At 64.5% G+C, this 22,220-nt stretch carries 24 protein-coding genes; 19 read left to right on the forward strand and 5 right to left on the reverse strand.

All coding sequences use genetic code 11. The features are described 5' to 3' along the window. Positions 1 to 49 precede the first annotated feature (49 nt). From ACCQ16_RS14260 to ACCQ16_RS14270, 3 genes are all read right to left on the reverse strand, one after another. Positions 50 to 724: a YitT family protein gene (locus ACCQ16_RS14260; RefSeq protein ID WP_008571826.1), complete on the reverse strand. Its 675-nt coding sequence runs from the start codon at positions 722 to 724 to the stop codon at positions 50 to 52. Positions 725 to 1,227: 503 nt separating this feature from the next. Next, a complete protein-coding gene (locus tag ACCQ16_RS14265) occupies positions 1,228 to 2,358 on the reverse strand; it encodes a PilT/PilU family type 4a pilus ATPase (protein WP_008571827.1) in 1,131 nt (376 codons plus the stop codon). Positions 2,359 to 2,470: 112 nt separating this feature from the next. Further along, the gene (locus ACCQ16_RS14270) at positions 2,471 to 3,508 is read right to left on the reverse strand and encodes a type IV pilus twitching motility protein PilT (protein WP_003489919.1); all 1,038 of its coding nucleotides are present in this window, start codon (positions 3,506 to 3,508) and stop codon (positions 2,471 to 2,473) included. Positions 3,509 to 3,925: 417 nt separating this feature from the next. On the opposite strand from ACCQ16_RS14270, the gene ACCQ16_RS14275 reads away from it, so the two are divergent. From ACCQ16_RS14275 to ACCQ16_RS14305, 7 genes are all read left to right on the forward strand, one after another. Continuing rightward, complete coding sequence (locus ACCQ16_RS14275) at positions 3,926 to 4,618, forward strand: YggS family pyridoxal phosphate-dependent enzyme (RefSeq protein WP_277572615.1); 693 nt, start codon at positions 3,926 to 3,928, stop codon at positions 4,616 to 4,618. A gap of 43 nt (positions 4,619 to 4,661) precedes the next feature. Further along, the gene (gene proC / locus ACCQ16_RS14280; RefSeq protein ID WP_277572614.1) at positions 4,662 to 5,516 is read left to right on the forward strand and encodes a pyrroline-5-carboxylate reductase; all 855 of its coding nucleotides are present in this window, start codon (positions 4,662 to 4,664) and stop codon (positions 5,514 to 5,516) included. A 559-nt stretch (positions 5,517 to 6,075) separates the two neighbouring features. Continuing rightward, on the forward strand, positions 6,076 to 6,501 hold the full coding sequence (locus tag ACCQ16_RS14285; protein WP_008571830.1) for an HU family DNA-binding protein: 426 nt from the start codon (positions 6,076 to 6,078) through the stop codon (positions 6,499 to 6,501). A gap of 106 nt (positions 6,502 to 6,607) precedes the next feature. Then, positions 6,608 to 7,249, forward strand: a complete 642-nt coding sequence (locus tag ACCQ16_RS14290) for a M23 family metallopeptidase (protein WP_014090668.1) — start codon at positions 6,608 to 6,610, stop codon at positions 7,247 to 7,249. 57 nt (positions 7,250 to 7,306) lie between these two features. Further along, positions 7,307 to 7,648 carry a DUF3861 family protein gene (locus tag ACCQ16_RS14295; protein ID WP_003489901.1) on the forward strand — a complete coding sequence of 114 codons (342 nt, stop codon included), beginning with the start codon at positions 7,307 to 7,309 and terminating at the stop codon, positions 7,646 to 7,648. A gap of 55 nt (positions 7,649 to 7,703) precedes the next feature. Then, positions 7,704 to 8,246: a hypothetical protein gene (locus ACCQ16_RS14300; RefSeq protein WP_343237581.1), complete on the forward strand. Its 543-nt coding sequence runs from the start codon at positions 7,704 to 7,706 to the stop codon at positions 8,244 to 8,246. A gap of 55 nt (positions 8,247 to 8,301) precedes the next feature. Continuing rightward, positions 8,302 to 8,898: a DUF1439 domain-containing protein gene (locus ACCQ16_RS14305; protein WP_277572613.1), complete on the forward strand. Its 597-nt coding sequence runs from the start codon at positions 8,302 to 8,304 to the stop codon at positions 8,896 to 8,898. A gap of 112 nt (positions 8,899 to 9,010) precedes the next feature. Here ACCQ16_RS14305 and ACCQ16_RS14310 read toward each other — a convergent pair whose 3' ends face one another. Together ACCQ16_RS14310 and ACCQ16_RS14315 are read right to left on the reverse strand one after the other, a co-directional pair. Beyond that, positions 9,011 to 9,553 (reverse strand): type 1 glutamine amidotransferase domain-containing protein, encoded by a 543-nt coding sequence (locus ACCQ16_RS14310; RefSeq protein ID WP_277572612.1) that lies wholly within the window; start codon positions 9,551 to 9,553, stop codon positions 9,011 to 9,013. A 102-nt stretch (positions 9,554 to 9,655) separates the two neighbouring features. Continuing rightward, complete coding sequence (locus tag ACCQ16_RS14315; RefSeq protein WP_003487757.1) at positions 9,656 to 10,123, reverse strand: SET domain-containing protein; 468 nt, start codon at positions 10,121 to 10,123, stop codon at positions 9,656 to 9,658. 172 nt (positions 10,124 to 10,295) lie between these two features. Here ACCQ16_RS14315 and ACCQ16_RS14320 point away from each other — a divergent pair, with 172 nt between their 5' ends. From ACCQ16_RS14320 to ACCQ16_RS14375, 12 genes are all read left to right on the forward strand, one after another. Beyond that, complete coding sequence (locus tag ACCQ16_RS14320; RefSeq protein ID WP_011348117.1) at positions 10,296 to 10,754, forward strand: SUF system Fe-S cluster assembly regulator; 459 nt, start codon at positions 10,296 to 10,298, stop codon at positions 10,752 to 10,754. A gap of 15 nt (positions 10,755 to 10,769) precedes the next feature. Then, a complete protein-coding gene (sufB, locus tag ACCQ16_RS14325; RefSeq protein WP_008571839.1) occupies positions 10,770 to 12,227 on the forward strand; it encodes a Fe-S cluster assembly protein SufB in 1,458 nt (485 codons plus the stop codon). A gap of 154 nt (positions 12,228 to 12,381) precedes the next feature. Next, entirely contained in the window at positions 12,382 to 13,146 is a 765-nt protein-coding gene (gene sufC / locus ACCQ16_RS14330; RefSeq protein ID WP_008571840.1) for a Fe-S cluster assembly ATPase SufC, read from the forward strand. Continuing rightward, the gene (sufD, locus tag ACCQ16_RS14335; protein WP_109290862.1) at positions 13,146 to 14,408 is read left to right on the forward strand and encodes a Fe-S cluster assembly protein SufD; all 1,263 of its coding nucleotides are present in this window, start codon (positions 13,146 to 13,148) and stop codon (positions 14,406 to 14,408) included. The genes sufC and sufD overlap by 1 nt, the downstream gene beginning before the upstream one ends. Then, positions 14,405 to 15,649 carry a cysteine desulfurase gene (locus ACCQ16_RS14340; RefSeq protein WP_005913317.1) on the forward strand — a complete coding sequence of 415 codons (1,245 nt, stop codon included), beginning with the start codon at positions 14,405 to 14,407 and terminating at the stop codon, positions 15,647 to 15,649. Before sufD ends, ACCQ16_RS14340 begins: the two co-directional genes overlap by 4 nt. Before the next feature lie 199 nt (positions 15,650 to 15,848). Continuing rightward, positions 15,849 to 16,388 (forward strand): GNAT family N-acetyltransferase, encoded by a 540-nt coding sequence (locus ACCQ16_RS14345; RefSeq protein WP_008571841.1) that lies wholly within the window; start codon positions 15,849 to 15,851, stop codon positions 16,386 to 16,388. Further along, positions 16,385 to 16,714, forward strand: a complete 330-nt coding sequence (locus ACCQ16_RS14350; protein WP_003487771.1) for a non-heme iron oxygenase ferredoxin subunit — start codon at positions 16,385 to 16,387, stop codon at positions 16,712 to 16,714. Before ACCQ16_RS14345 ends, ACCQ16_RS14350 begins: the two co-directional genes overlap by 4 nt. A gap of 339 nt (positions 16,715 to 17,053) precedes the next feature. Next, on the forward strand, positions 17,054 to 19,372 hold the full coding sequence (locus tag ACCQ16_RS14355; protein WP_277572611.1) for a TonB-dependent receptor: 2,319 nt from the start codon (positions 17,054 to 17,056) through the stop codon (positions 19,370 to 19,372). Between the two features lie 48 nt (positions 19,373 to 19,420). Further along, positions 19,421 to 20,107 (forward strand): Fe2+-dependent dioxygenase, encoded by a 687-nt coding sequence (locus ACCQ16_RS14360; protein ID WP_071118572.1) that lies wholly within the window; start codon positions 19,421 to 19,423, stop codon positions 20,105 to 20,107. Continuing rightward, a complete protein-coding gene (locus ACCQ16_RS14365) occupies positions 20,100 to 20,858 on the forward strand; it encodes a tetratricopeptide repeat protein (protein ID WP_209261260.1) in 759 nt (252 codons plus the stop codon). The genes ACCQ16_RS14360 and ACCQ16_RS14365 overlap by 8 nt, the downstream gene beginning before the upstream one ends. Before the next feature lie 7 nt (positions 20,859 to 20,865). Further along, positions 20,866 to 21,507, forward strand: coding sequence for a PepSY-associated TM helix domain-containing protein (locus ACCQ16_RS14370; RefSeq protein WP_136732789.1), 642 nt, complete (start codon positions 20,866 to 20,868; stop codon positions 21,505 to 21,507). A gap of 21 nt (positions 21,508 to 21,528) precedes the next feature. Next, a complete protein-coding gene (locus tag ACCQ16_RS14375; RefSeq protein WP_218502148.1) occupies positions 21,529 to 22,044 on the forward strand; it encodes a DUF2271 domain-containing protein in 516 nt (171 codons plus the stop codon). The last annotated feature ends 176 nt before the right edge of the window (positions 22,045 to 22,220 follow it).

Here is a 22,220-nt window from a genome sequence, read left to right on the forward strand (position 1 = left end):
ACATCGTGCTAGCCGCTCCCGGACGCATGCGAGCGATCTTCGGCACGTATCACACGCCCATATAGCGGTGCGGGCGGTGATTGAACATCAGCACCAGACTCAGCATCAAGGCGCCGATGGCCGAATACAGCACCTTGTCCGGGGTCAGCACGAAGAAGGCGACCAGCATGAGCATCGCGTCGAAGCTCATTTGCACCTTGCCCGCGCTCCAGCCACGCTCGCGCTGCAGGTACACCGCCAGGATGCCGATGCCGCCCAGGCTGCCGCGGTGGCGAATGAAGAACAAGATTCCCAGGCCAGACAGCGCGCCGCCGGCGATTGCCGAAAATGCCGTGCTCATGTGCGCGTAGTCGGCCCAGCGCGGCAGCAGGTTGGTCAGCACGCCGCACGCGCCGACTGCCGCGAAGGTCTTCAGGGTGAATTCCCACCCCATCCGGCGCACGCTCAGCCAATAGAACGGCAGATTGACCAGCACGAACACCAGGCCGAAATTCCAGTGCAGCGCGTAGTGCAACAGGAAGGCCACGCCGGCCATGCCGCCGATCATCAGTCCGCCCTTGGCAAAGATGGCCAGACCGAGGGATGCAACCAGGGTCGCCAGCACCATGCCTTGCGCATCCTCAGCCACCGAATGATGGAAGGCGTGGTCGTCGGCGGCAGTCCCGGCCGAATCCGGCGGAGGAGTGAGCGGGCCGGCGGTGACCACGGCACCATCGTCGGGCAAGGGTTCTTGCTCCGGTCGCAGATCGGAATCGGGAAGGCTCACGGGCTTGGGCACTGCAGTGGGGTGCGATATTAGACACTATCGACCTACCCGGTTACATCTGAAACCGGGACGACGCCTCGCCAGCTCGCTGCGTGACAGGGGCGCCTCGGCCGGCCGTCGACCGCCGCCTCCTCCGCAGCACCCGGGCATGCCGGGACGGCGCGGCAACGGTATGGCCGGGCTTCTCGATCGTCGGCAGATGCGCGGACGATTCGAGCCGGGCCGTCTTCTTCTTTGGCGCGCTCAGGCGATTCCTCCACGCGGCGGCCCGGGCCGCGTCGTCGGTACGATCCTGGCGCAACGCTGGTCGCCACGCCCGGCACGAAATGGCAGCGGCACGCAGACGGGCTGGCGTCGCCGCGGCGCCAGCAGGTCAGTTCCGTGCACGCCCGGGCAGGTATCCGCGTTTGTTATCCGTCGACACTGGCACCCGTGCACGCGGGCACCGAAGCGTGCTGCACTCAGCGCACTTCGGAAATTTCCACACCGTCCAGGCCCTGCGACAAGGTCTTGGCATCGCCACCCTGCGAGAGCTTGATGCGCAGGCGTACTTCGTTCTGCGAGTCGGCGTAGCGCAGCGCATCTTCGTAACTGATTTCGCCGGCCTGGTAGAGCTCGAACAGGCTCTGGTCGAAGGTGCGCATGCCCAGGTTGGTGGACTCCTTCATGATCTCCTTGAGCTTGTGGATCTCGCCATCGCGGATGTAGTCCTGCACCAGCGGCGTGCCCAGCATGATTTCCATCGCCACGCGTCGGCCGCGGCCGTCCGGGGTCGGAATCAGCTGCTGCGCGACCACGCCCTTGAGGTTGAGCGACAGGTCCATCAATAGCTGGTTGCGCCGATCCTCTGGGAAGAAGTTGATGATGCGGTCCATCGCCTGGTTGGCGTTGTTGGCGTGCAGCGTGCACAGCACCAGGTGGCCGGTTTCGGCGAAGGCGATCGCATGGTCCATGCCTTCGCGGGTGCGCACCTCGCCGATCATGATCACGTCCGGCGCCTGGCGCAGGGTGTTCTTCAGCGCATTTTCCCAGCTGTCGGTGTCGATGCCGACCTCGCGCTGGGTGATGATGCAGCCCTCGTGCTTGTGCACGAATTCGATCGGGTCTTCGATGGTGATGATGTGCCCGGTGGAATTCTGGTTGCGGTAGCCGATCATCGCCGCCAGCGAAGTCGATTTACCGGTTCCGGTGGCGCCGACAAAGATGATGATGCCGCGCTTGGTCATCGACAGCGTCTTGATCACCGGCGGCAAGCTCAGCTCGTCCACGGTGGGGATGCGCGTTTCGATCCGGCGCAGCACCATGCCCACCTGATTACGCTGATAGAAGCAGCTCACACGGAAACGCCCGACCCCGGATACGCCGATGGCGAAATTGCACTCGTGGGTCTTTTCGAATTCCTCGCGCTGCGACGGCGTCATCACGTTCAACACCAGGTCGCGGCTCTGCTGCGCAGTCAGCGGGGTCTGGGTAATCGGGCTGATCTTGCCGTGCACCTTGATCGCCGGCGGCATGCCCGAGGTGATGAACAGGTCTGAGGCCTTCTGATGCGCCATCAGCTTGAGGAAGGAGGTGAAGTCGATGGTGCTCATGGCGTGCTCCTCTGGAGCAGGGATTCGGGAGTGGAGATTCGGGATTGGCAAGAGCGGGTCCGGCACGGGAAATCGCAGCTGCGAATCCCCAATCCCGAATCCCGAATCCCGGCTACTCGAATATCCGCTTGTCCTTGGCGTACTCGCGGGCCTGGTTGCGCGTGATCAGGCTGCGCTTGACCAGATCCTGCAGATGCTGATCCAGCGTCTGCATGCCGTATTGCTGGCCGGTCTGGATCGAGGAATACATCTGCGCCACCTTGTCCTCGCGGATCAGGTTGCGGATGGCCGGGGTGCCGACCATGATTTCCCACGCCGCCGTGCGGCCGCCGCCGACCTTCTTCAGCAGTGCCTGCGAAATCACTGCGCGCAGCGATTCGGACAGCATCGAGCGCACCATCGGCTTTTCGCCGGCCGGGAACACGTCGATGATGCGGTCGATGGTCTTGGCCGCCGAGCTGGTGTGCAAGGTGCCGAACACCAGGTGGCCGGTTTCCGCGGCGGTGAGCGCCAGGCGAATGGTTTCCAGGTCGCGCAATTCGCCGACCAGGATGATGTCCGGGTCTTCGCGCAGTGCCGAGCGCAGCGCCTCGTTGAAACCGTGGGTGTCGCGATGCACCTCGCGCTGGTTGATCAAGCACTTCTGCGAGGTGTGCACGAATTCGATCGGGTCCTCGACGGTGAGGATGTGCCCGTACTCATTCTTGTTGATGTAGTCGATCATGCCTGCCAGCGTGGTCGACTTGCCCGAGCCGGTCGGGCCGGTGACCAGGATCAGGCCCTGCGGCTGGTCGATCAGCTGGCGGAAGATCGGCGGGCAGCCCAGGTCTTCCAGCGTCAGCACTTCGGACGGAATGGTACGGAACACCGCGCCGGCGCCGCGGTTCTGGTTGAACGCATTGACGCGGAAACGCGCCAGCGATGGAATTTCGAACGAAAAGTCGACCTCGAGAAATTCCTCGTAATCGCGCCGCTGCTTGTCCGACATGATGTCGTACACCAGCGCGTGCACCTGCTTGTGGTCCAACGCCGGAATATTGATGCGACGGACATCGCCATCGACACGGATCATCGGCGGCAGCCCTGCAGACAGGTGCAGGTCCGATGCCTTGTTCTTGACAGAAAACGCCAATAGTTCAGCGATATCCATGCGCTGCTTTTCCCCTAGGCTGCGATTGGAAGGTACTCCCCGGCCGGCAGTATAGCGTTCTGGCTGCCGGCGGGAAGCAGCCCTGTCGCCGGTTCAGGTCGGCCGCAACGCGCCTGGCTGAAACCGTTGCCTTGCGCCCGGGTGCGGAACCGCCCAAGGCCGAACGGCTGCTGCTCGGTGGCTTCAAGGAATGCTGGCGAGCGCAGCGCTGGCCCGAGCGTAGCCGGTCGCGCTGCCGTCAGTGCGTATCGCGCCGGGCCTTGATCGGATCTGGGGAAGGTCTCCCACCTTGCTTCCAGACACTCCTCTAAATACACGCAGCGCCGGCGCGCCGATACAGGCGCCCGGCAGCCCCCAACTGGATGGAAGCGTCTGCGGCCGGCACTATAGCGTTCCCGCCCTTCTTCGGAATGCCACGTGCCGGCTTCGTCGCTGCAGCAGATTCTCGATGCCATCCACGCCGCGGCGGCCGCACACGCGCGTGCCGACGTGCGGCTGCTGGCGGTCTCCAAGACCAAGCCGGCCGACGCCGTCGCCGCCCTGGCCGCGCAGGGCCAGCGCGCCTTCGGCGAAAATTACGTGCAGGAAGCCGATGCCAAGATTGCCCAGTTGCGTGCGTTGGGTTTGGAATGGCATCTGATCGGCCACCTGCAATCCAACAAGGCCGAACTGGCGAGCCAGTGCTTCGATTGGGTGCAGACGGTGGACCGCGCCAAATTGATTCCGCTGCTGGCACGCCATCGCCCTGCCGACCGCGCGCCGTTGAATGTGTTGATCCAGGTCAACATCGACGACGAGGACAGCAAGCATGGATGCGCACCCGAAGCGATCGACAGCCTGGCCGAAGCGATCGCCCTGCAACCGCGTTTGCAGCTACGCGGACTGATGGCCATCCCTGCCCCGTTTCCGGATCAGGCACGACGCCAGGCCGCGTTCATGCGCATGCAGGCGCTGTTCGAGCAGCTGCAAGCCCGCCATCGGCAGGTGGACACCTTGTCGATGGGCATGAGCTCGGATTTCGCCGAAGCGATCGCGGCCGGCGCCACCATGGTGCGGGTGGGCACGGCGTTGTTCGGTGCGCGCGATCACGCGCCGGCCGCCTCTGCCTGATCGCCTCGCCTCCCACATCGATTCGTCTTATGAAGGTGCCGCAATGAACACACCTGCCTCGTCATCGCCCTCGTCTTCCGCTGCCACGTCCATCGCTTTCGTCGGCGGCGGCAACATGGCGCGCAGCCTGATTGCCGGGCTGATCCGGCAGGGCACGCCGGCTGCCAGCATCCGCGTGGCCGAGCCGGTGGCCGAGCTGCGCGACGCCTTGGCGCGCGACTTCGGCGTGCAGGTGGTCGAGGATGCGCGCGCCGCTGTCGATGCGGCCACGACCTGGGTCTTGGCGGTCAAGCCGCAGGTCTTGCCAATGGTGTGCGCGCAACTGGCAGATCTGGCGCAGGCACAACAACCGCTGCTGGTTTCCATCGCTGCCGGCATCACCGCCACGCAGCTGCAGCGCTGGTCGGGCGGCGATATCGCGGTGGTTCGTGCGATGCCCAACACACCCGCCCTGCTCGGCGCCGGTGTCACCGGGCTGTACGCCAACGCGCGCGTGTCGGCGGCGCAACGCCAACAGGCGACCCAACTGCTGGACAGCGCCGGCGTCACCGTCTGGATCGACAACGAAGTGCAGATGGATGCGGTGACCGCGGTCTCCGGCAGCGGACCGGCCTATGTGTTTCTCTTGGCAGAAGCGATGGAAGCTGCCGCGCAAGCGCAGGGCCTGCCCGCCGCAACCGCGCGTACCTTGGTGTTGCAAACGCTGCTCGGCGCCGCACGCATGCTCACCGAATCGGGCGAACCACCGGAGGTCCTGCGTCGCCGCGTGACCTCGCCCAACGGCACGACCCACGCCGCCATCGAGACGTTCCAGGCCGGCGGCTTTGAAGCCCTCACCGCCCAGGCCATTGCCGCAGCGACCGAACGCGGCCGCAGCTTGTCCGCGGCCAATGACTGATTGAAACGCGGCGGGTCTGCATGTCGCGTATCGCGCGGTGCCTTCGCGTGGCGCGCATGGCACGCCGAAAACGATTCGAACATCTGCGCAAACCGCCGCGCCAGCGCCTGATCACCGGAAGGTGGATGCAGGGCAATACAAGGCCGAAGGCTGCATAGCGCCCAATAACCGCTCCATTTGCCGCACATGGAACGTGCGTCCACGTTTGCAATCGATGGCAGCCATCTTGTCGGCGCGTGGCCCCGTTACATGCATCCCCCAAAAGGCTGGCCTTATCGGCTCGTTGCATCGTCGCCCCGGATGCGTGTTGCGGCGTTCGCTCGCGCAAACGATCTGCTGCTGTGCGTCAGACATGCAGCCAACGCGCGCATGGCACGGGCAAGCCGATGCGTTTTGTGCGCTTTTTCTGCCGCTGGTGAACGAATCCCCGTCGAAAGATGCTTTTTTCGTGCTGTTTCATCGTTTGCCTATTGGCGGCGCGCAGCAGTTGCCCTACATTTCGCGTTGCCGACTGGGTCGGCAGACCCAACACCACCAACGAATACGGAACACATCACTCATGGCAAAAACCGCCGCTAAGAAGGCTGCCCCCAAGAAGGCAGTGAAAAAGGTCGCCGCGACCAAGACCGCAAAGCCGGCCAAGGCCGCTGCTGCCAAGTCCGCTGCGCCCAAGCCGATCAAGGAAGCACTGAGCAAGACCGGCCTGGTCGCGCACATTGCCGAAAGCACCCAGTTGGCCCCGAAGGACGTCCGCGCCGTGCTGGCTTCGCTGGAAGCCACCGCACACGCCTCGCTGAGCAAGAAGGGCGTCGGCAGCTTCACCATCCCGGGCATGCTCAAGCTGACCACCGTGCACGTGCCGGCCAAGCCGAAGCGCAAGGGCATCAACCCGTTCACCAAGGAAGAGCAGATGTTCGCCGCCAAGCCTGCGACCACCAAGCTCAAGTCACGTCCACTGAAGAAGTTGAAGGACGCGGCGCTCTAATCGAGCACGCATCCTGTATCACGAAGACGGCCTGCGGGCCGTCTTTTTTTTGCGCTCGCTCCGCAGAGAGCAGCACATACCGCTCATCGGCACTGCCCTACCCTGCATGCTGGTTCGCCATCTGCAGGTGCCTGTGACCGGTCCGTCGAACACCCCGCCATCGTCGCCACGCCGAGTTGCCACCCGTAGCCCGGCACGTCGCCTGCGCAGCATTGTTGTCTCCATTGCGCTGTTGTGCGTGCTGGCGGTGGCCGCGCGCTGGGCCTGGCAGCTGCCGATCGCCCATCAGCTCCGTACCAGCTGGGAGCTGTCGCAAATGCCGCCGCCTGCGCAGTTGCATGTGCCGGTGGAAGGCGTGCGTGCGCGACAGATTGCCGACACCTTTGGTGCACCGCGTGGCCGCGACCGTACGCATGCGGGCGTGGATATCTTCGCGCCACGCGGTACACCGGTGGTGGCGGCAACGCGCGGCGTGGTCAGCGCCATCCGCGACCAGGGCCTGGGCGGAAAACAGGTCTGGCTGCTGGGTCCAGCGATGGAACGGCATTACTACGCGCATCTTGACGATTGGGCTGCCGGCCTCGCAGTAGGCGATGTGGTCGAGCCCGGCACCCTGCTCGGCAAGGTCGGCAGCACCGGCAATGCGCGCGGCACGCCGCCACACCTGCACTATGGTGTCTATGGACGCAACGGTGCGTACGATCCGCTGCCACTCCTGCGCAAACCTGCCGCTCGGCCAGCAAACTGAGCACGTTGGAACACTGCGTCATGGGCCACCCTATCGAGACGGTTGCGTCCTACGCCTATGGTGAGCACAGCCCAGAACGACGCGACCCATATGTCCCGCAAACGCTATCGCATCACGGTCACGCCGATCGAAAACGACGGCCGCCCTTGTGACGACCGCTGCACCATCGAATTCGAACAACGCTCGCGCGCCGACTGGATGCGGCTGCTCGAAGAACTGCACCTGCGCCGCGACCTGAGCAGCGACGAATGCGCGGCACTGACCGTAGGCTCGCAGTTGCTGGAAGACCTGGCGGCCCGCCCACGCGCCCAGCCCAGCGATGCGCTGGACGCATTGCGTCCCAAACTGCAGCTGCTGCTGGAACGCCTGCAGCGCGTACACCCCGCCACCGGCGCCTGAAGACGCATCGCCACACGTACCCGCTACACTGCGCACCTCGGGGATGGGACGCGCCATGCGCTGGATGGGAATGCTCGTTATCGCAGCCGCACTTTCCGGTTGCAGCTGTCATCGCACTGGCGATCCGCAGGCAAACGTCGCCTCGGCGACGCACGCTGCGAGCGCATCGCGCCCGCTCAATAACGCCGCTACCGGCACCGCGACCGCATCACCCGCCCCTGCGGCTGATCCCACCGATGCCATTGCGTTGGCCAACTACGCCCAAGCAAGCGCCACCGTTCAACGCTACCTCGGCGCGTTGCCGGGAGCGGCGCGCGCGCAGGCCGATGCCTTATGGGCCGGCGGTCGCCCTCCCCCGGTACCGGACGATGCGGCCTTGCGTGCCATCCCCAATATCCAGTCGATGCGCATCAACAACGATCCGCCCTTTGCACTGGATCAGGCGCAGCCGCCACAGCGTATCGAAGTACCGGTGCAATTGACGGTACGCACCACCACCGGCACGCAACGCCTGGTCGGGGCATACCGGCTGCAACCCCGGGCCGGCAGCGATGGCTGGGAAATCTATTCGGCCACGCTGCAGCCGGTGTTGCGCTAACCCGTGGTTCACCGGCGCCGACTAAGGTGATGTCACCTGTTGCCGGAGTCACCCGATGAAACTGCGTTCGCTTGCCGGTTCCATACTCGCCCTCGCCTTGGCAATGCCCATCACCAGCGCCTGGGCTGCGCCGCAGATCCAGGGAAAACAAATCAGCGTGCAGGCCAGCGACCTGCAGCACTATCTGGGTGGTCGCTTCCCGCAGACACATGACACGCTGGGCGGGCTGATCGCGATGACGGTCAGCAACCCGGCGCTATCGTTGCCGCCAGGCGATCGGCTCAAGATGGCCTTCGATCTTGCCGTGGCGACCGCAGGCGGCGCTCCTGCACCGGTCGGCAATGTGACCTTGACCAGCGCACTGCGCTACGACGTGGCCAAACAGGGCTTTTATCTGGATCAACCCAGCATCGACGACTTCCGCCCCGCCCATGCAGGCGCAAAGCTCGACCACAGCACGCGGCAGCTGCTCAATACCTGGCTGGCCGACTATGCGCGCAAGGAGCCGATCTATCGGATCGACCCGGCCATTGCATCCGTGATGGGTGCGGTGCAGGTGGAATCGGTCGGCATCCAGAACGGGCGGGTTGCGGTCAACTTCAACCAGAACATCGAGCAACTGGTGCCCGCGGCAGCGCTGTCCGGGAAGTAGGTCCGCGTGGTATTGGCGTGGATGGCGACAATCCACGCAAGGCTACACATCAAGGCCCGACGCATCTGCGCCGGGCCTTGGTGTTTCGAGCTGACACTGGCCAGTGAAGAACCTATGCAGCCAAGGCCTTGGCCACGGCTGCGGCGAATGCAGGAATGTCGTCCGGCTTGCGGCTGGTAATCAGTTGGCCGTCGACCACCACTTCGGCATCCTGCCAGCGCGCACCGGCATTGATCAGGTCCGTCTTGACCGATGGCCATGAAGTGACCTTGCGGTCGCGGACCAAGTCGCTTTCGAGCAGCAACCACGGCCCGTGACAGATCGCCGCCACCGGTTTTTGTGCGTTCGAAAACGCGCGAATGAACGCGATTGCCTGCTCATCGGTGCGCAGTGTGTCGGGATTGAGCACACCGCCAGGCAACACCAGTGCGTCGTAGGATTCCGCCGCTGCATGATCTAGCCGCCGATCGACCGTTACCGAATCGCCCCACTCTGTGTGATTCCAGCCGCGAATTTGCGTGCCATCGCCGGGCGCGATCACCTCGACCTTGGCACCCCAGCTCTCCAGCAGGCGCTTGGGTTCGGTCAGTTCGGATTGCTCGAAGCCATCGGTGGCCAGCACGGCGACGGTTTTGCCAGAGAGCGAATAAGACATGGGAGGCTCCTTGAAAAGAAGCCCAGACCCTAGGAATCACGCCGTTGCGCATCCGTGAACCGATGTGTGCGCGGCGTCAGTATGCGCCATATCGCTGCGTGCTCAGCGCTTGGGTTGCAGCATCGTTCCGGTGCAATTCTTCGAGCCGCACCGGCATTCCCAAATTTTCTTCAGGCGTGGCGTATGACGCTCGGCAAGGGTGATGCCGTAGTTATAGGTGAGCTCTTCGCCGGGTTTGATGTCGCGCTTGGCCTCGATGAAGATCTTGTCCTTGCGGCGGTCGTCGCCCTCGGCTTCTTCGATCACCGCCTCGCAATTGGGATCGCAGCTGTGGTTGATCCAGCGCGCGACATTGCCTTCGTAGTTGGCATCCAGCACGTAGTCGTCGCTGAGCGTGAACAAAAAGGTATGCCCGCTTTCCACGTCGCCGGTGTCGTCGGCATCCACTTCGGCATGCGTGCGCAGCCGCCCCTTGTATTGAATGATGCGCTCGCCCTTGCGGAGCGGGGCGAGGGCGAACATGCCATTGCCGTGGATACGAGACTTGCGGGCGGCAACTTTGCGCGACATGTAAGGGTCCAGTGATGGGGCCGCTCATTGTGACTGCAGCGCGCCACTGCGCCAAGCACAAGCGCAGCGTGCGCCGCAACGGGCCACACTTGCCGGCGGCTGAACCGCGCCGTTGGCCCTGCCCTGCCGGAAAGAGTACAATTTCGGTCCGCTTTCGGATTCTGCCTTCCCCATGTTGCGCGTCACCAAACTCACCGATTACGCCACCGTGGTGCTGACCGTCCTGGCGGCACGCTGCGATCAGGTGCTCAGCGCAAGCGAATTGGCCGAACAGGCCGGTCTGGAAGCACCGACTGTCAGCAAGATTCTCAAGCCGTTGTCGCAGGCAGGCCTGGTCGAAGGCTTGCGCGGCGTGCACGGCGGCTACCGGCTTGCGCGCGCCGCCAGCGACATCACCCTGGTGGAGATCGTCGAAGCGATGGAAGGTCCGTTGGCGATCACCGAATGCAGCCAGGACCACAGCCAGTGCGGTATCGCGCAGCGCTGCGGCGTGCGGTCGAACTGGCGCCTGATCAACGACGTGGTCGGCGATGCCTTGCGTCGCGTCACGCTCGCGCAGATGTTGCAGCCCCTCTCTCTCCCTGGCGACAGCCGTCGGCGTTCGATCGCCGCACGCGTCGCGACCACCTGACCTGTAGGCAGCCCAATGGCCACCGAACTTGCTCCTCCGCAGAATGCGCAGATCCTCGAACGGCTGGGTCGACGTTACGACGCCGGCTTCATCACCGAAATCGAATCGGACTCATTGCCGCCCGGCCTGGACGAAGACGTCATCCGTGCGTTGTCGGCCAAGAAAGACGAGCCGCAATGGATGACCGACTGGCGTCTTGAGGCCTATCGCCATTGGCTGAAGATGCCGATGCCGGAGTGGGCGAAACTGCAGATCTCGCCGATCGATTTCCAGGCATTGAGCTATTACTCCGCACCCAAGGGCCCGAAGTACGCCTCGCTGGACGAGGTGCCCAAGGAATTGCTGGACACCTACGACAAGCTGGGCGTGCCGCTGCACGAGCGCGCCAAGCTGGCCGGCGTCGCAGTCGATGCGGTGTTCGATTCGGTCTCGGTCGGCACCACCTTCCGCAAGGAGCTGGCCGAAAAAGGCGTGATCTTCTGTTCGATGTCCGAGGCCATCAAGGAACACCCGGAGATCGTCAGGCAGTATCTGGGCAGCGTGGTGCCGGTGGGCGATAACTACTTCGCCGCGCTCAACTCGGCCGTGTTCTCCGACGGCAGTTTCGTGTTCATCCCTGCGGGTGTGCGTTGCCCGATGGAATTGAGCACCTACTTCCGCATCAATGCCGGCCATACCGGCCAGTTCGAGCGCACCTTGATCGTGTGCGAAGACAAGGCCTACGTCTCGTATCTGGAAGGCTGCACGGCGCCCATGCGCGACGAGAACCAGCTGCATGCGGCGGTCGTCGAGCTGGTGACGCTGGAAGATGCAGAAATCAAGTATTCCACCGTGCAGAACTGGTACCCGGGCGACGAGGAGGGCCGCGGCGGCATCTACAACTTCGTCACCAAGCGCGCCGAATGCCGTGGCGCGCGCAGCAAGGTGACCTGGACCCAGGTCGAAACGGGCTCGGCGATCACCTGGAAGTATCCGTCGTGCGTGCTGATCGGCGACGATTCGGTGGGCGAATTCCACTCGGTCGCGCTGACCCACCACCGTCAGCAGGCCGACACCGGCACCAAGATGATCCACATCGGCAAGCGCACCAAAAGCAAGATCGTCAGCAAGGGCATCAGTGCCGGGCGCGGCCAAAATACCTATCGCGGCCAGGTCAAGGTGGACCGCAATGCCGATGGCGCACGCAACTACACGCAGTGCGATTCGCTGTTGATCGGCAAGCAGTGCGGCGCCCACACCTTTCCCTATATCGAGGTGAAGAACCCGGGTGCCACCGTCGAACACGAGGCCACCACCTCCAAGATCAGCGACGACCAACTCTTCTATTGCCGCGCGCGTGGCATCAGCCAGGAAGATGCGGTGTCGTTGATCGTCGACGGCTTCTGCAAGCAGGTCTTCCGCGAGCTGCCGATGGAGTTCGCAGTGGAAGCCAAGAAGCTGCTGGAAGTCTCGTTGGAAGGCAGCGTCGGCTGACACATCTTCCTTCTCCCCTCGGGAGAAGATGGCGCGCAGCGCCGGATGAGGGTACGAGCGAAGCCAGGTGCACTCAAACAGCACGATGCTTCGCACCAACCCTCACCCCAACCCCTCTCCCGGCGGGAGAGGGGCTCAATCACTGGATACGACTATGCTCAACATTCAAAACCTCCACGCCAGCATCGCCGGCAAAGACATCCTCAAAGGCCTGTCGCTGGACATCCAGCCCGGCCAGGTGCACGCCATCATGGGTCCCAATGGCGCGGGTAAATCCACGCTGGGCAATGTGCTGGCCGGTCGCGATGGCTATGAGGTCGGCGCAGGCAGCGTGCAGTTCGACGGCAAGGATCTTCTCGACCTTCCACCGGAAGAACGCGCCGCCGCCGGCCTGTTCCTGGCCTTCCAGTACCCGGTGGAAATTCCCGGCGTCAACAACACCTATTTCCTGCGCGCCGCGCTCAATGCGCAGCGCAAGGCGCGCGGCGAAGACGAGCTGGATTCGATGCAGTTCCTCAAGCTGGTGCGGCAGAAGCTGGCCGTGCTGCATCTGAAGGACGAGCTGCTGCATCGCGGTGTCAATGAAGGGTTCTCCGGCGGCGAAAAGAAGCGCAACGAGATCTTCCAGCTGGCAGTGCTCGAGCCCAAGCTCGCCATCCTGGACGAGACCGATTCGGGCCTGGATATCGATGCGCTCAAGAGCGTGGCCGACGGCGTCAACGCGCTGCGTTCGCCCGAGCGTTCGTTCCTGGTCATCACCCACTATCAGCGCCTGCTCGACTACATCAAGCCGGACGTGGTGCATGTGCTGGCCGAGGGCCGCATCGTGCAGAGCGGTGGCCCGGAACTGGCGCTGGAGCTGGAAAAGCACGGCTACCACTTCCTGAAGGACCGCGTCGTGCCTGAGGTTGCCGCCTGATGAGCGCCCTGCTCGATTCCCTGGCGCGCGGTTTCTGCGGCAGTGGCGCACGCCGCGCCGAGCTCGATGCCGCCCTGCAGACCGGCCTGCCCGGCCCGCGTGCCGAGGCCTGGAAATACACCTCGTTGCGGCAGCTGGAACGGCGCAGCTTTCAGCCTGCCCCGCTGGTGCCCACGCTGGTGGATGCCGCCGCGCTGGACGACATTCCGTCGCCACGCCTGGTCTTCGTCAATGGCCGCCCATCCGAGGCGCTCAGCGATCTGTCCACGTTGCCGGAAGGCGTGCAGTTGGACACCCTGTCTGCATCGTTGGCTGCAAGCGACGAGGCGCAGCAGTTGCTGGGCCGCCGCTTCGACGGCAGCGATGAGGTCTTTGCGCGCCTGAATGCCGCGCTTGCCGACGAAGGCTTGCTGGTGCGCGTGCAGGCCGGCGCGCAGATCGCGCTGCCGCTGCATCTGGTGTTCGTCGGCGTGGCCGGCGAGCAGGATCTGTCGTGGCATCACCGCCATCTGATCGCATTGCGTGCCGGCGCCGCATTGCAGGTGGTCGAGCATCATCTGCACGTGGGCGATGCCGCGCATCTGGCCAACAGCGTGATGCATGTGCATCTGGCCCAGGGTGCAGCACTGTCGCACGCGCGCGTGCAAGCCGGCAGCGCACATGCGACGTCGCTGCTGCGCACCGAGGCGGTGCTGGCACGCGACGCCCGCTACCAGCGTGTGGACCTGGAGTTGGGTGCCGGGCTGTCGCGGCACGAGCTCAACGTGCGGCTGGAAGGCAACAACGCCCAGCTCACCGCCAATGGCGTGCTGCTCGGCAACGGCCGCCGGCATGTGGACACGCGCCTGGGCATTGAGCACATCGCGCGCGACACCGCCTGCGAGCTGGTGTGGCGCGGTGTGGGCGCGGACCGCAGCCGCGTGGTATTCCATGGGGGCATCCGCATCCGCGCAGGTGCCGACGGCACCGATGCACGGTTGTCCAACAAGAATCTGCTGCTGTCGTCCAACGCCGAAATCGACACCCAGCCGGTGCTGGTGATCGATGCCGACGAGGTACAGGCCGCGCATGGTGCCACGGTGGGCCAGCTCGACGACAACGCCTTGTTCTACTTGCGCTCGCGCGGCTTGCCGCAGGAAGAGGCGCAGCGCCTGCTGAGCGCCGCGTTCTGTCATGAGCCCTTGCGCGTGCTGCCAGCCGCCCTGAGTGCCGTGCTGGCACTGCAATTGGACCGTGCATTGAATTCGGCAGGCGTGGCATGAACATGCCGGCCATTCCGCCCAGCGCAGCGCCCGATTGGGACCGTGTGCGCCTGGATTTCCCGCTGCTGATGCGGCAGGTGCATGGCAAGCCGCTGATCTATTTCGACAACGCCAACACCGGCCAGAAGCCGCTGCAGGTGATTGCCGCCACCGACGAGTTCTACCGGCGCCAGAATGCCAACGTGAGCCGTGCCGTGCATGCGCTCGGCAGCGAGGCGACGGACGCGTTCGAGGGCGCGCGCAGCAAGCTGGCGCGCTTTCTCAACGTCCGCGCCGATGAGCTGGTGCTGTGCAGCGGCACCACCTTTGCAATCAATCTGGTGGCGTATTCGTGGGCATTGCCGCGGCTGGGCGCCGGCGATGTGATCCTGATTTCGCGCATGGAACACCATGCCAACATCGTGCCGTGGCAGTTGGTGGCCCAGCGCACCGGCGCCACCATTCGCGTGGCCGAAATCACGCCCGATGGCGCGCTGGATCTGGATGCCTTGCGCAAGGCGATGACCCCGGACGTCAAGCTGCTGGCAATCACCCACGTGTCCAACGTGCTCGGCACGGTCAACCCGGTACGCGAGATCTGCCGCGAAGCGCGCAAGCGCGGCATCGTCACCATGGTGGACGGCTCGCAGGCGGCACCGCATCGACGCATCGACGTGGCCAGCATCGGCTGCGATTTCTACGCCATCACCGGGCACAAGATGTGCGGCCCTACCGGCACCGGCGCACTGTGGGCACGTCGCGAGCATCTGCAGGCGATGCCGCCGTTTCTGGGCGGCGGCGAGATGATCAAGGAAGTCAGCTTCGAGAACACGGTCTTCAACGATGCGCCGCACAAGTTCGAAGCCGGCACGCCCAATATCGCCGGTTTCGTCGGCCTGGGTGCGGCGGTGGATTACCTGGAGTCGCTCGGGCTGGCGCACGTGGAAGCACGCGAAGCCGAACTGCTCGCCCATTTCACTGAAGAGCTGCAACGCATCGATGGCCTGCGCATCTTCGGCACCACGCCCGACAAGGCCGCGGTGGTGTCGTTCCTGATCGAAGGTGCGCACTCGCACGACCTGGCCACCCTGCTCGACCTGGAAGGCGTCGCGGTGCGCTCGGGCCAACACTGCGCGCATCCGCTGCTGCAGTACTACGGTGTCGCCGCCACCTGCCGCGCGTCGCTGGCGTTCTACAACACGCACGACGAAATCGAGCGCTTTGTCGCCGCGTTGGTGAAGGTGCGTCGACTGTTGGGCTGATGGGAATCGGGAATCGGGAATCGGGAATGGAGAATCGGAAGAGCGGTTCTCCCGAACGCTGGTAACGCCGGTAACGCTCGATGCATGGAACATGGCTCATCGAGCAGCACGTGCTTTTCCCCATTCCCCATTCCTCATTCCCGATTCCTCATTCCCGATTCCTCATTCCCGATTCCCGATTCCCGATTAAACTGCCTCCATGCAGACCACCACTTTCCGCACCGCCACCGTCGCTGACATCGACGCCCTTGTCCTGCTGGTGACCTCGGCCTATCGCGGCGATAGCAGCCGCGTGGGCTGGACCACCGAGGCCGATATTCTCGAGGGTGCGCGTATCGATCCGGCCGTGCTGCGCGACGATCTCCTGCGCGAACGCAGCCTGGTGCTGGTGGTCGAACAGGATGAGCGGCTGGTGGCCTGTGCGCATATCGCCGATGACCATGGCGCCGGGTACTTCGGGATGTTCGCGGTGGATCCTTCGTTGCAGGGCAGCGGGCTCGGCAAGACGCTGTTGGCCGAAGCCGAGCGCCTGGCACATAGCCAGTGGCAGCTGCCGGTCATGCGCATGACCGTCATCGATGTGCGCGATGAACTCATCGCGTTCTACGAACGCCGCGGGTATCGCCGCACCGGCATCGTCAAACCCTTCCCGTACGGCGACGAGCGCTTCGGCATTCCGCTGCGCCAGGATCTGCGTTTTGAAGTGCTGGAAAAGCAGTTGGGCGGGCCGACCCCGTGAGCGACACCTGGACCTTCGTCTGTGCCAGCGATGCGCTGCTGCCCGGTGAAATGCAGACCGTCTGGGACGAGGTCACCGACACGCCAATCGTGGTGTTCAACCTCGATGGCGCCTTGTACGCGCTGGAAGACCGCTGCAGCCACGAAGACTACGAATTGTCGCCCGGCAGCTTCGATCCGGTTGCCGGCACCATCGAATGCCAGTTGCATAGCGCGCGCTTCGATATCCGCGACGGCCGCCCCTTGTGCGCGCCTGCCTACACGGCCGTGCCCAAGTTCCCGGTCAAGCGCGAACACGACGGCATCTGGACCCGCGACGATCGCTGACGCAGTGCATTGCGGCGGCCAGCGCTCCAGGGCGCCACGCGTGGCAGCGTCTGCCATCGATCATAAATATTGCAAAGAAGAATGATTTGCATTTAAGATCGCATCCTTAAGGCCTTCTTAACAACTGGCCTGTCTGCGACCCCATGCAACCAGTCCTGCTCGACACCCGCCCCGCTCGTTCGCTCCGCCTGCGCGCCCTCGCGCAGCGCTTCAGCTTGCCTGGCTTCTGCGACTGTCGGCGCAGCGCTTCGGGTTAGCCGGCGCAGCGTCCACGCACTCCATCCCGCATCCGCCGAGCCATCGCCAGGTGGGAGCCTCGCCTCCTCTTTGAGACCTTCCATGACGCCTAGCATTTCCCCGCTCGCTTCGGCCGTGTTGCTGACGCTGTCCGCCCCCGCTTTCGCCCAGCCCGACGATGTGTCGGCGCCTCCAGGGGCGGTGGATCTGGATGCGATCCGGGTGCAGCAGGAACGTGCACAGAAGCCCTCTTCGCCCAAGTACACAGAAGCGCTGCGCGACACGCCGCAGACCATTACCGTGGTCACCAAGCAGACCATGGACCAGCAGAATCTGCTGTCGCTGCGCGATGTGCTCAGCACCCTGCCCGGCATCACCTTCGGCGCGGGCGAAGGCGGCGGCGGCTATGGCGACAGCATCAACCTGCGCGGCTTCACCGCCAGCAGCGACATCACCACCGACGGCGTGCGCGACAGCGCGCAGTACAGCCGCAGCGACACCTTCAACCTCGAATCCGTCGAGCTCATCAACGGTGCCAACTCGGCCATGTCCGGCGCCGGCTCGGTCGGTGGCAACATCAATCTGGTCACCAAGACTGCCGGCCAGGGCAACTTCACCAACGTCATGATCGGCGGCGGCAGCGACCGTTACGGCCGCCTCACTGCCGACAGCAATTACGATTTCGAAAACGGCACTGCCGTGCGCTTGAATGCGATGGGCCACACCCAGGACGTGCCGGGCCGCGATGAAGAATTCCGTCACCGCTGGGGGTTTGCGCCGTCGGTGGCGTTCGGCCTGGGCTCGGACACGCGTTTCACGTTGAGCTATCTGCACCAGCACGACAACAACCTGCCGCAGTACGGCGTGCCCTTCGCGCTCAGCCCGTTCAACGATGGCCCGCTGCCGGGCGTGGACCGCGAAACCTACTACGGTTATCGCAATGTCTCGCGTCAGGAGATCGACGTGGACATGCTCACCGGCGTGCTGGAAATGGACTTCGACGACAACGTCAAACTGCGCAGCCTGGCGCGCTTGCAGCGCGTGGATCAGCGCACCACCGCCACTGCTCCGGAGGGCACCTGGTGCCTGCCCAACAACACCAACGCCTACACCGGCCGCGCGTGCGTGGGCCAGCCGCCGTCCACCTGGAACCCCAACAGCGGGCCGCGCGGACTGGTGCGCGATACCGAAAACTTCATCGCGCACAGCCAGACCGACCTGACCGCCACGCTGCACACCGGTGCAATCGAACATCGCGTCGTCGCCGGCGTCGCCTTCAGCAAGGAAGACTTCGAGCTGGATAGCGGTTCGCTGTTCCGCAATGCCGACGGCTCCACCACCGGCATCACCTACCCGCTGCAGTCGTTCGACAACCCGTACAACATCTGGACCGGCCCGCAGAACTATTTCCGCACCGGCCGCAGCAAGGGCAGCCTGACCAACCAGGCGGTGTACCTGTTCGACACGCTGCAATTCAACGAGCAATGGATGCTCAACCTGGGCGGCCGCTACGAGCACAACGAAGGCGACACCACCACCTATACCGTCAACGCCACCGGCGGCATCACCGGCGTGACTGCGGGCTTCCCCGCCGGCAGCAAGGACGATCTGTTTTCGTATCGCGCCGGCCTGGTATTCAAACCGGTCGACAACGCCAGCCTGTACCTGTCCTATGCAAATGCGAAGACGCCTTCCAAGGCCTCGGTCAACGGCTCGTGCACGCCGATTGCCACCTCCACCGTGGGTGCCAACTGCAATGTCGAACCGGAAACCGCGGTCAATATCGAACTGGGCGGCAAGTGGGATGCGCTGGACGAGCGCCTGGCGCTGACCGCCGCGGTGTTCCGCAACGAACGCGAGAACTACAAGGTCAACAGCGGCGACCCGCTGGTCCCGGAACAGGTGCTGGACGGCAAGGCGCGCGTGGACGGCATCGCACTCGGTGCGGCCGGCTACCTGACCGACCGCTGGTCCATCTTCGCCAACTACACCTTCCTCGACAGCGAAGTGCTGCAAAGCGTGTCCAACCGCACTGCCGGCCTCACCGGCGACCCCATCGCCGGGCGCGAATTGGTGCAGACCCCACGCAACGCCGGCAACCTCTGGACCACCTACCAGCTCAACCAGTGGACCTTCGGTTACGGCGTCAACTATCAGGGCAGCTTCTACCCGAACAACACCTCGACCGCGGTCTACCGCAAGACCGACGCCTATTGGGTGCATCGCGCCATGGTCGGCCTGCGCGTCAACACCTGGCTCAGCCTGCAGTTGAACGTCAACAACCTGTTCGACAAGGTCTATTACACCAGCATCCGCAACAACCTCACCGTCAATGCCGCAGGAACCGTCACGGCGGGCAGCGGTTGGGCATTGCCGGGGGACGGCCGCTCGGCAGTGTTGAACGCCACCTTCAGCTTCTAACCCTCAGGCACGCCGTGCGCGCTGCGCGGGCGACGTGGAGACCACCGCATGTTGCTGCCCATTCCCGATGTGCTCAGCCCCGCGCAGCTCAGCCAGCTGCGCGCGCAGCTGGACGTGGCCGACTGGGCAGACGGCCGCATCACCGCAGGCCACCAGTCGGCACAGGCCAAGGACAACGCACAGTTGCCCGAAGACAGCGCCATCGCGCGGGAGGCCAGCGCGCTGGTGCTGGAGGCACTGGCGCGCAGCAGCACGTTCTTTTCCGCGGTGCTGCCGCGCAGGATCTATCCGCCGCTGTTCAATCGCTACAGCGGCGGGCAGTCGTTCGGCTATCACGTCGATAACGCAGTGCGCTACGACCGCAGTCGCGGCGGCGCAGATCCCGTGCGCACCGATGTCTCCGCTACCTTGTTTCTCAGCGACCCGGACAGCTACGACGGCGGCGAGTTGGTCATCGAAGACACCTACGGCACGCAGTCGGTCAAGCTGCCGGCCGGGCATCTGGTGATCTATCCGGGCACGAGTCTGCACAGGGTCATGCCGGTCACGCGTGGGGCGCGCGTGGCGTGCTTTTTCTGGACACAAAGCATGCTGCGTGACGCTGCGCAGCGCCGCCTGTTGTTCGAACTGGATGTCTCGATCCGCCGCCTCACCCAGGACACGCCCGGGCATCCCTCATTGATCCAGCTCACCGGCGTGTATCACAACCTGTTGCGGCAATGGGCCGATGTCTGAGCCGGCGCTGGACATCACGCAGCTGAGCGCATTGCTGCGCACGCAGCCGGAACAGGCACGTGCGCTCTTGCACAAAGCCGCTGCGAACCATGACGTAAGTGCACAAGTACTGCTCGCGCAGATGTACGCCGAAGGACGCGGCATTGCCGCAGATCCGGCTGCAGCGATGCTGTGGTACGAAGTGGCCGCCAACGCAGGGTGTGCGGAGGCGATGAACCAGCTGGGCCGCTGCCATGAGCTCGGGTTCGGCACGGCCAGCAACGATGTGCTGGCCGTGCTGTGGTATCGCCACGCCGCCGAACAGGGCCTGGTCTGGGGCATGTACAACCTGGCGCACATGTACGCCTCCGGGCGCGGCGTGGCGCAGGACCACACGCAGGCATTGGCGCTGTACCGCCGCGCGGCCGAAGCCGGTCATGCCAAGTCGATGAACTTCCTGGCGCGCTATCTCGACCAGGGCCTGGCCTGCGCTGCAGATCCCCTGGCCGCATGCGTGTGGTACCGGCGCTCTGCCGAAGCGGGCGATTTCCGCGGTCAGGCCAGCTACGCCACCCTGCTTGCCGACAGCGGCGAGTTCGATGACGCAGAACAGTGGATGCGCCGCGCCATCGCAGGTGGCCACGCCGGTTTTCTGCAACAGCTCGCCCCGCTGCTGGCCGGCGCGCGCCATCCGCGCCTGCGCGCCTTGCTGCACGAGGTGGCTGCACGGCAGCGGCAGTTGCAGCCTCGCGTTTCTGACGCTATGGCCTGAGCGCAGCATGTCCAGCTCAGACCACGCTCACCTCGCCAGCGCGCAGCAACGTCGCGGTTTCTGGCTGCGCATGCTGCATCAGTGGCACTGGATCAGCTCGGCGCTGTGCCTGATCGGCATGCTGCTGTTTACGGTCACCGGGCTGACCTTGAATCACGCCGCGCGCATCGAAGCCAGCCCATCGACCGAGCAACGCACGCTGACGCTGCCGCCTGCCCTGCTGCACACGCTGGGCAAGCGGCAGGACGGCAATGCACCGCTGCCGCCCCGTGTGGCGCAATGGTTAGGGCGCCAGCTCGACATCAGCATCGGCGCGCGCAATGGAGAATGGTCGGCCGACGAGGTGTATGTCGCACTGCCCCGCCCAGGCGGCGACGCGTGGCTGAGCCTGGACCGTACGACGGGTGCAATCGAATACGAGCGCACATCGCGGGGCTGGGTGGCCTATCTCAACGATCTGCATAAAGGCCGCAACGCCGGGCCGGCCTGGGGCTGGTTTATCGATGTCTTTGCGATCGCCTGCCTGGTGTTCTGCATCACCGGCCTGTTTCTTCTTCACCTGCATGCACGGCAGCGGCACATGACCTGGCCGCTGGTCGGCCTGGGCCTGCTGATTCCGCTGTTGCTTGCCCTGCTGTTGGTCCACTGAATCCTTCTACCGGAGACGATCATGCGCGCCACATTGACCATCGCCCTGAGCGGCCTGCTCGCCGTGCCGGCATATGCGGCCACGCTCGACATCAACGTCGAAATCCCCAAGCTCAACGTCGCCGAATACCACCGCCCGTATGTCGCGATCTGGCTGGAAGGCGCAGATCAGAAGGTCGCCGCCAATCTGGCGGTCTGGTATCAATACAGGGACACCGCCGAAGGCCACGGCACCAAATGGCTGCCGGATCTGCGCCAGTGGTGGCGCAAGAGCGGACGCACCCTGAGCGTGCCGGTCGACGGCGTCACCGGCCCCACCCGGCCGGCCGGCGCGCATGCGCTGTCGTTCTCCGACACCAAGGGTGCATTGAAGTCGCTGCCGGCTGGGCAATACACGCTGGTGGTGGAAGCCGCACGCGAAGTTGGCGGCCGCGAGCTGGTCAAGGTGCCTTTCACCTGGCCGGCGACCTCCGCGCAGACAGCCAAAGCCAGCGGCAGCAGCGAGCTCGGTGCGATCAGCCTGGTTGCAAAGCCCTGAACGCTGCGCTGGCGTTGGCGGTGCTCTCCAGCACGTCGCTGTTTCCGCAGGTCACACCTGCCGCATGGCGGCAAGGCGTGTTGCTTCACACCCGGCGCTTTCCACGCATGCAGACAGCGCTGCAGTCTCGCGCTGATTCCACGTGCGTCCCATCGTTGTCATCGTCTTTCAAGGAG

The sequence above is a fragment of the Xanthomonas sp. NCPPB 1062 genome, assembly GCF_041481705.2.
Classification (GTDB): domain Bacteria; phylum Pseudomonadota; class Gammaproteobacteria; order Xanthomonadales; family Xanthomonadaceae; genus Xanthomonas; species Xanthomonas euvesicatoria.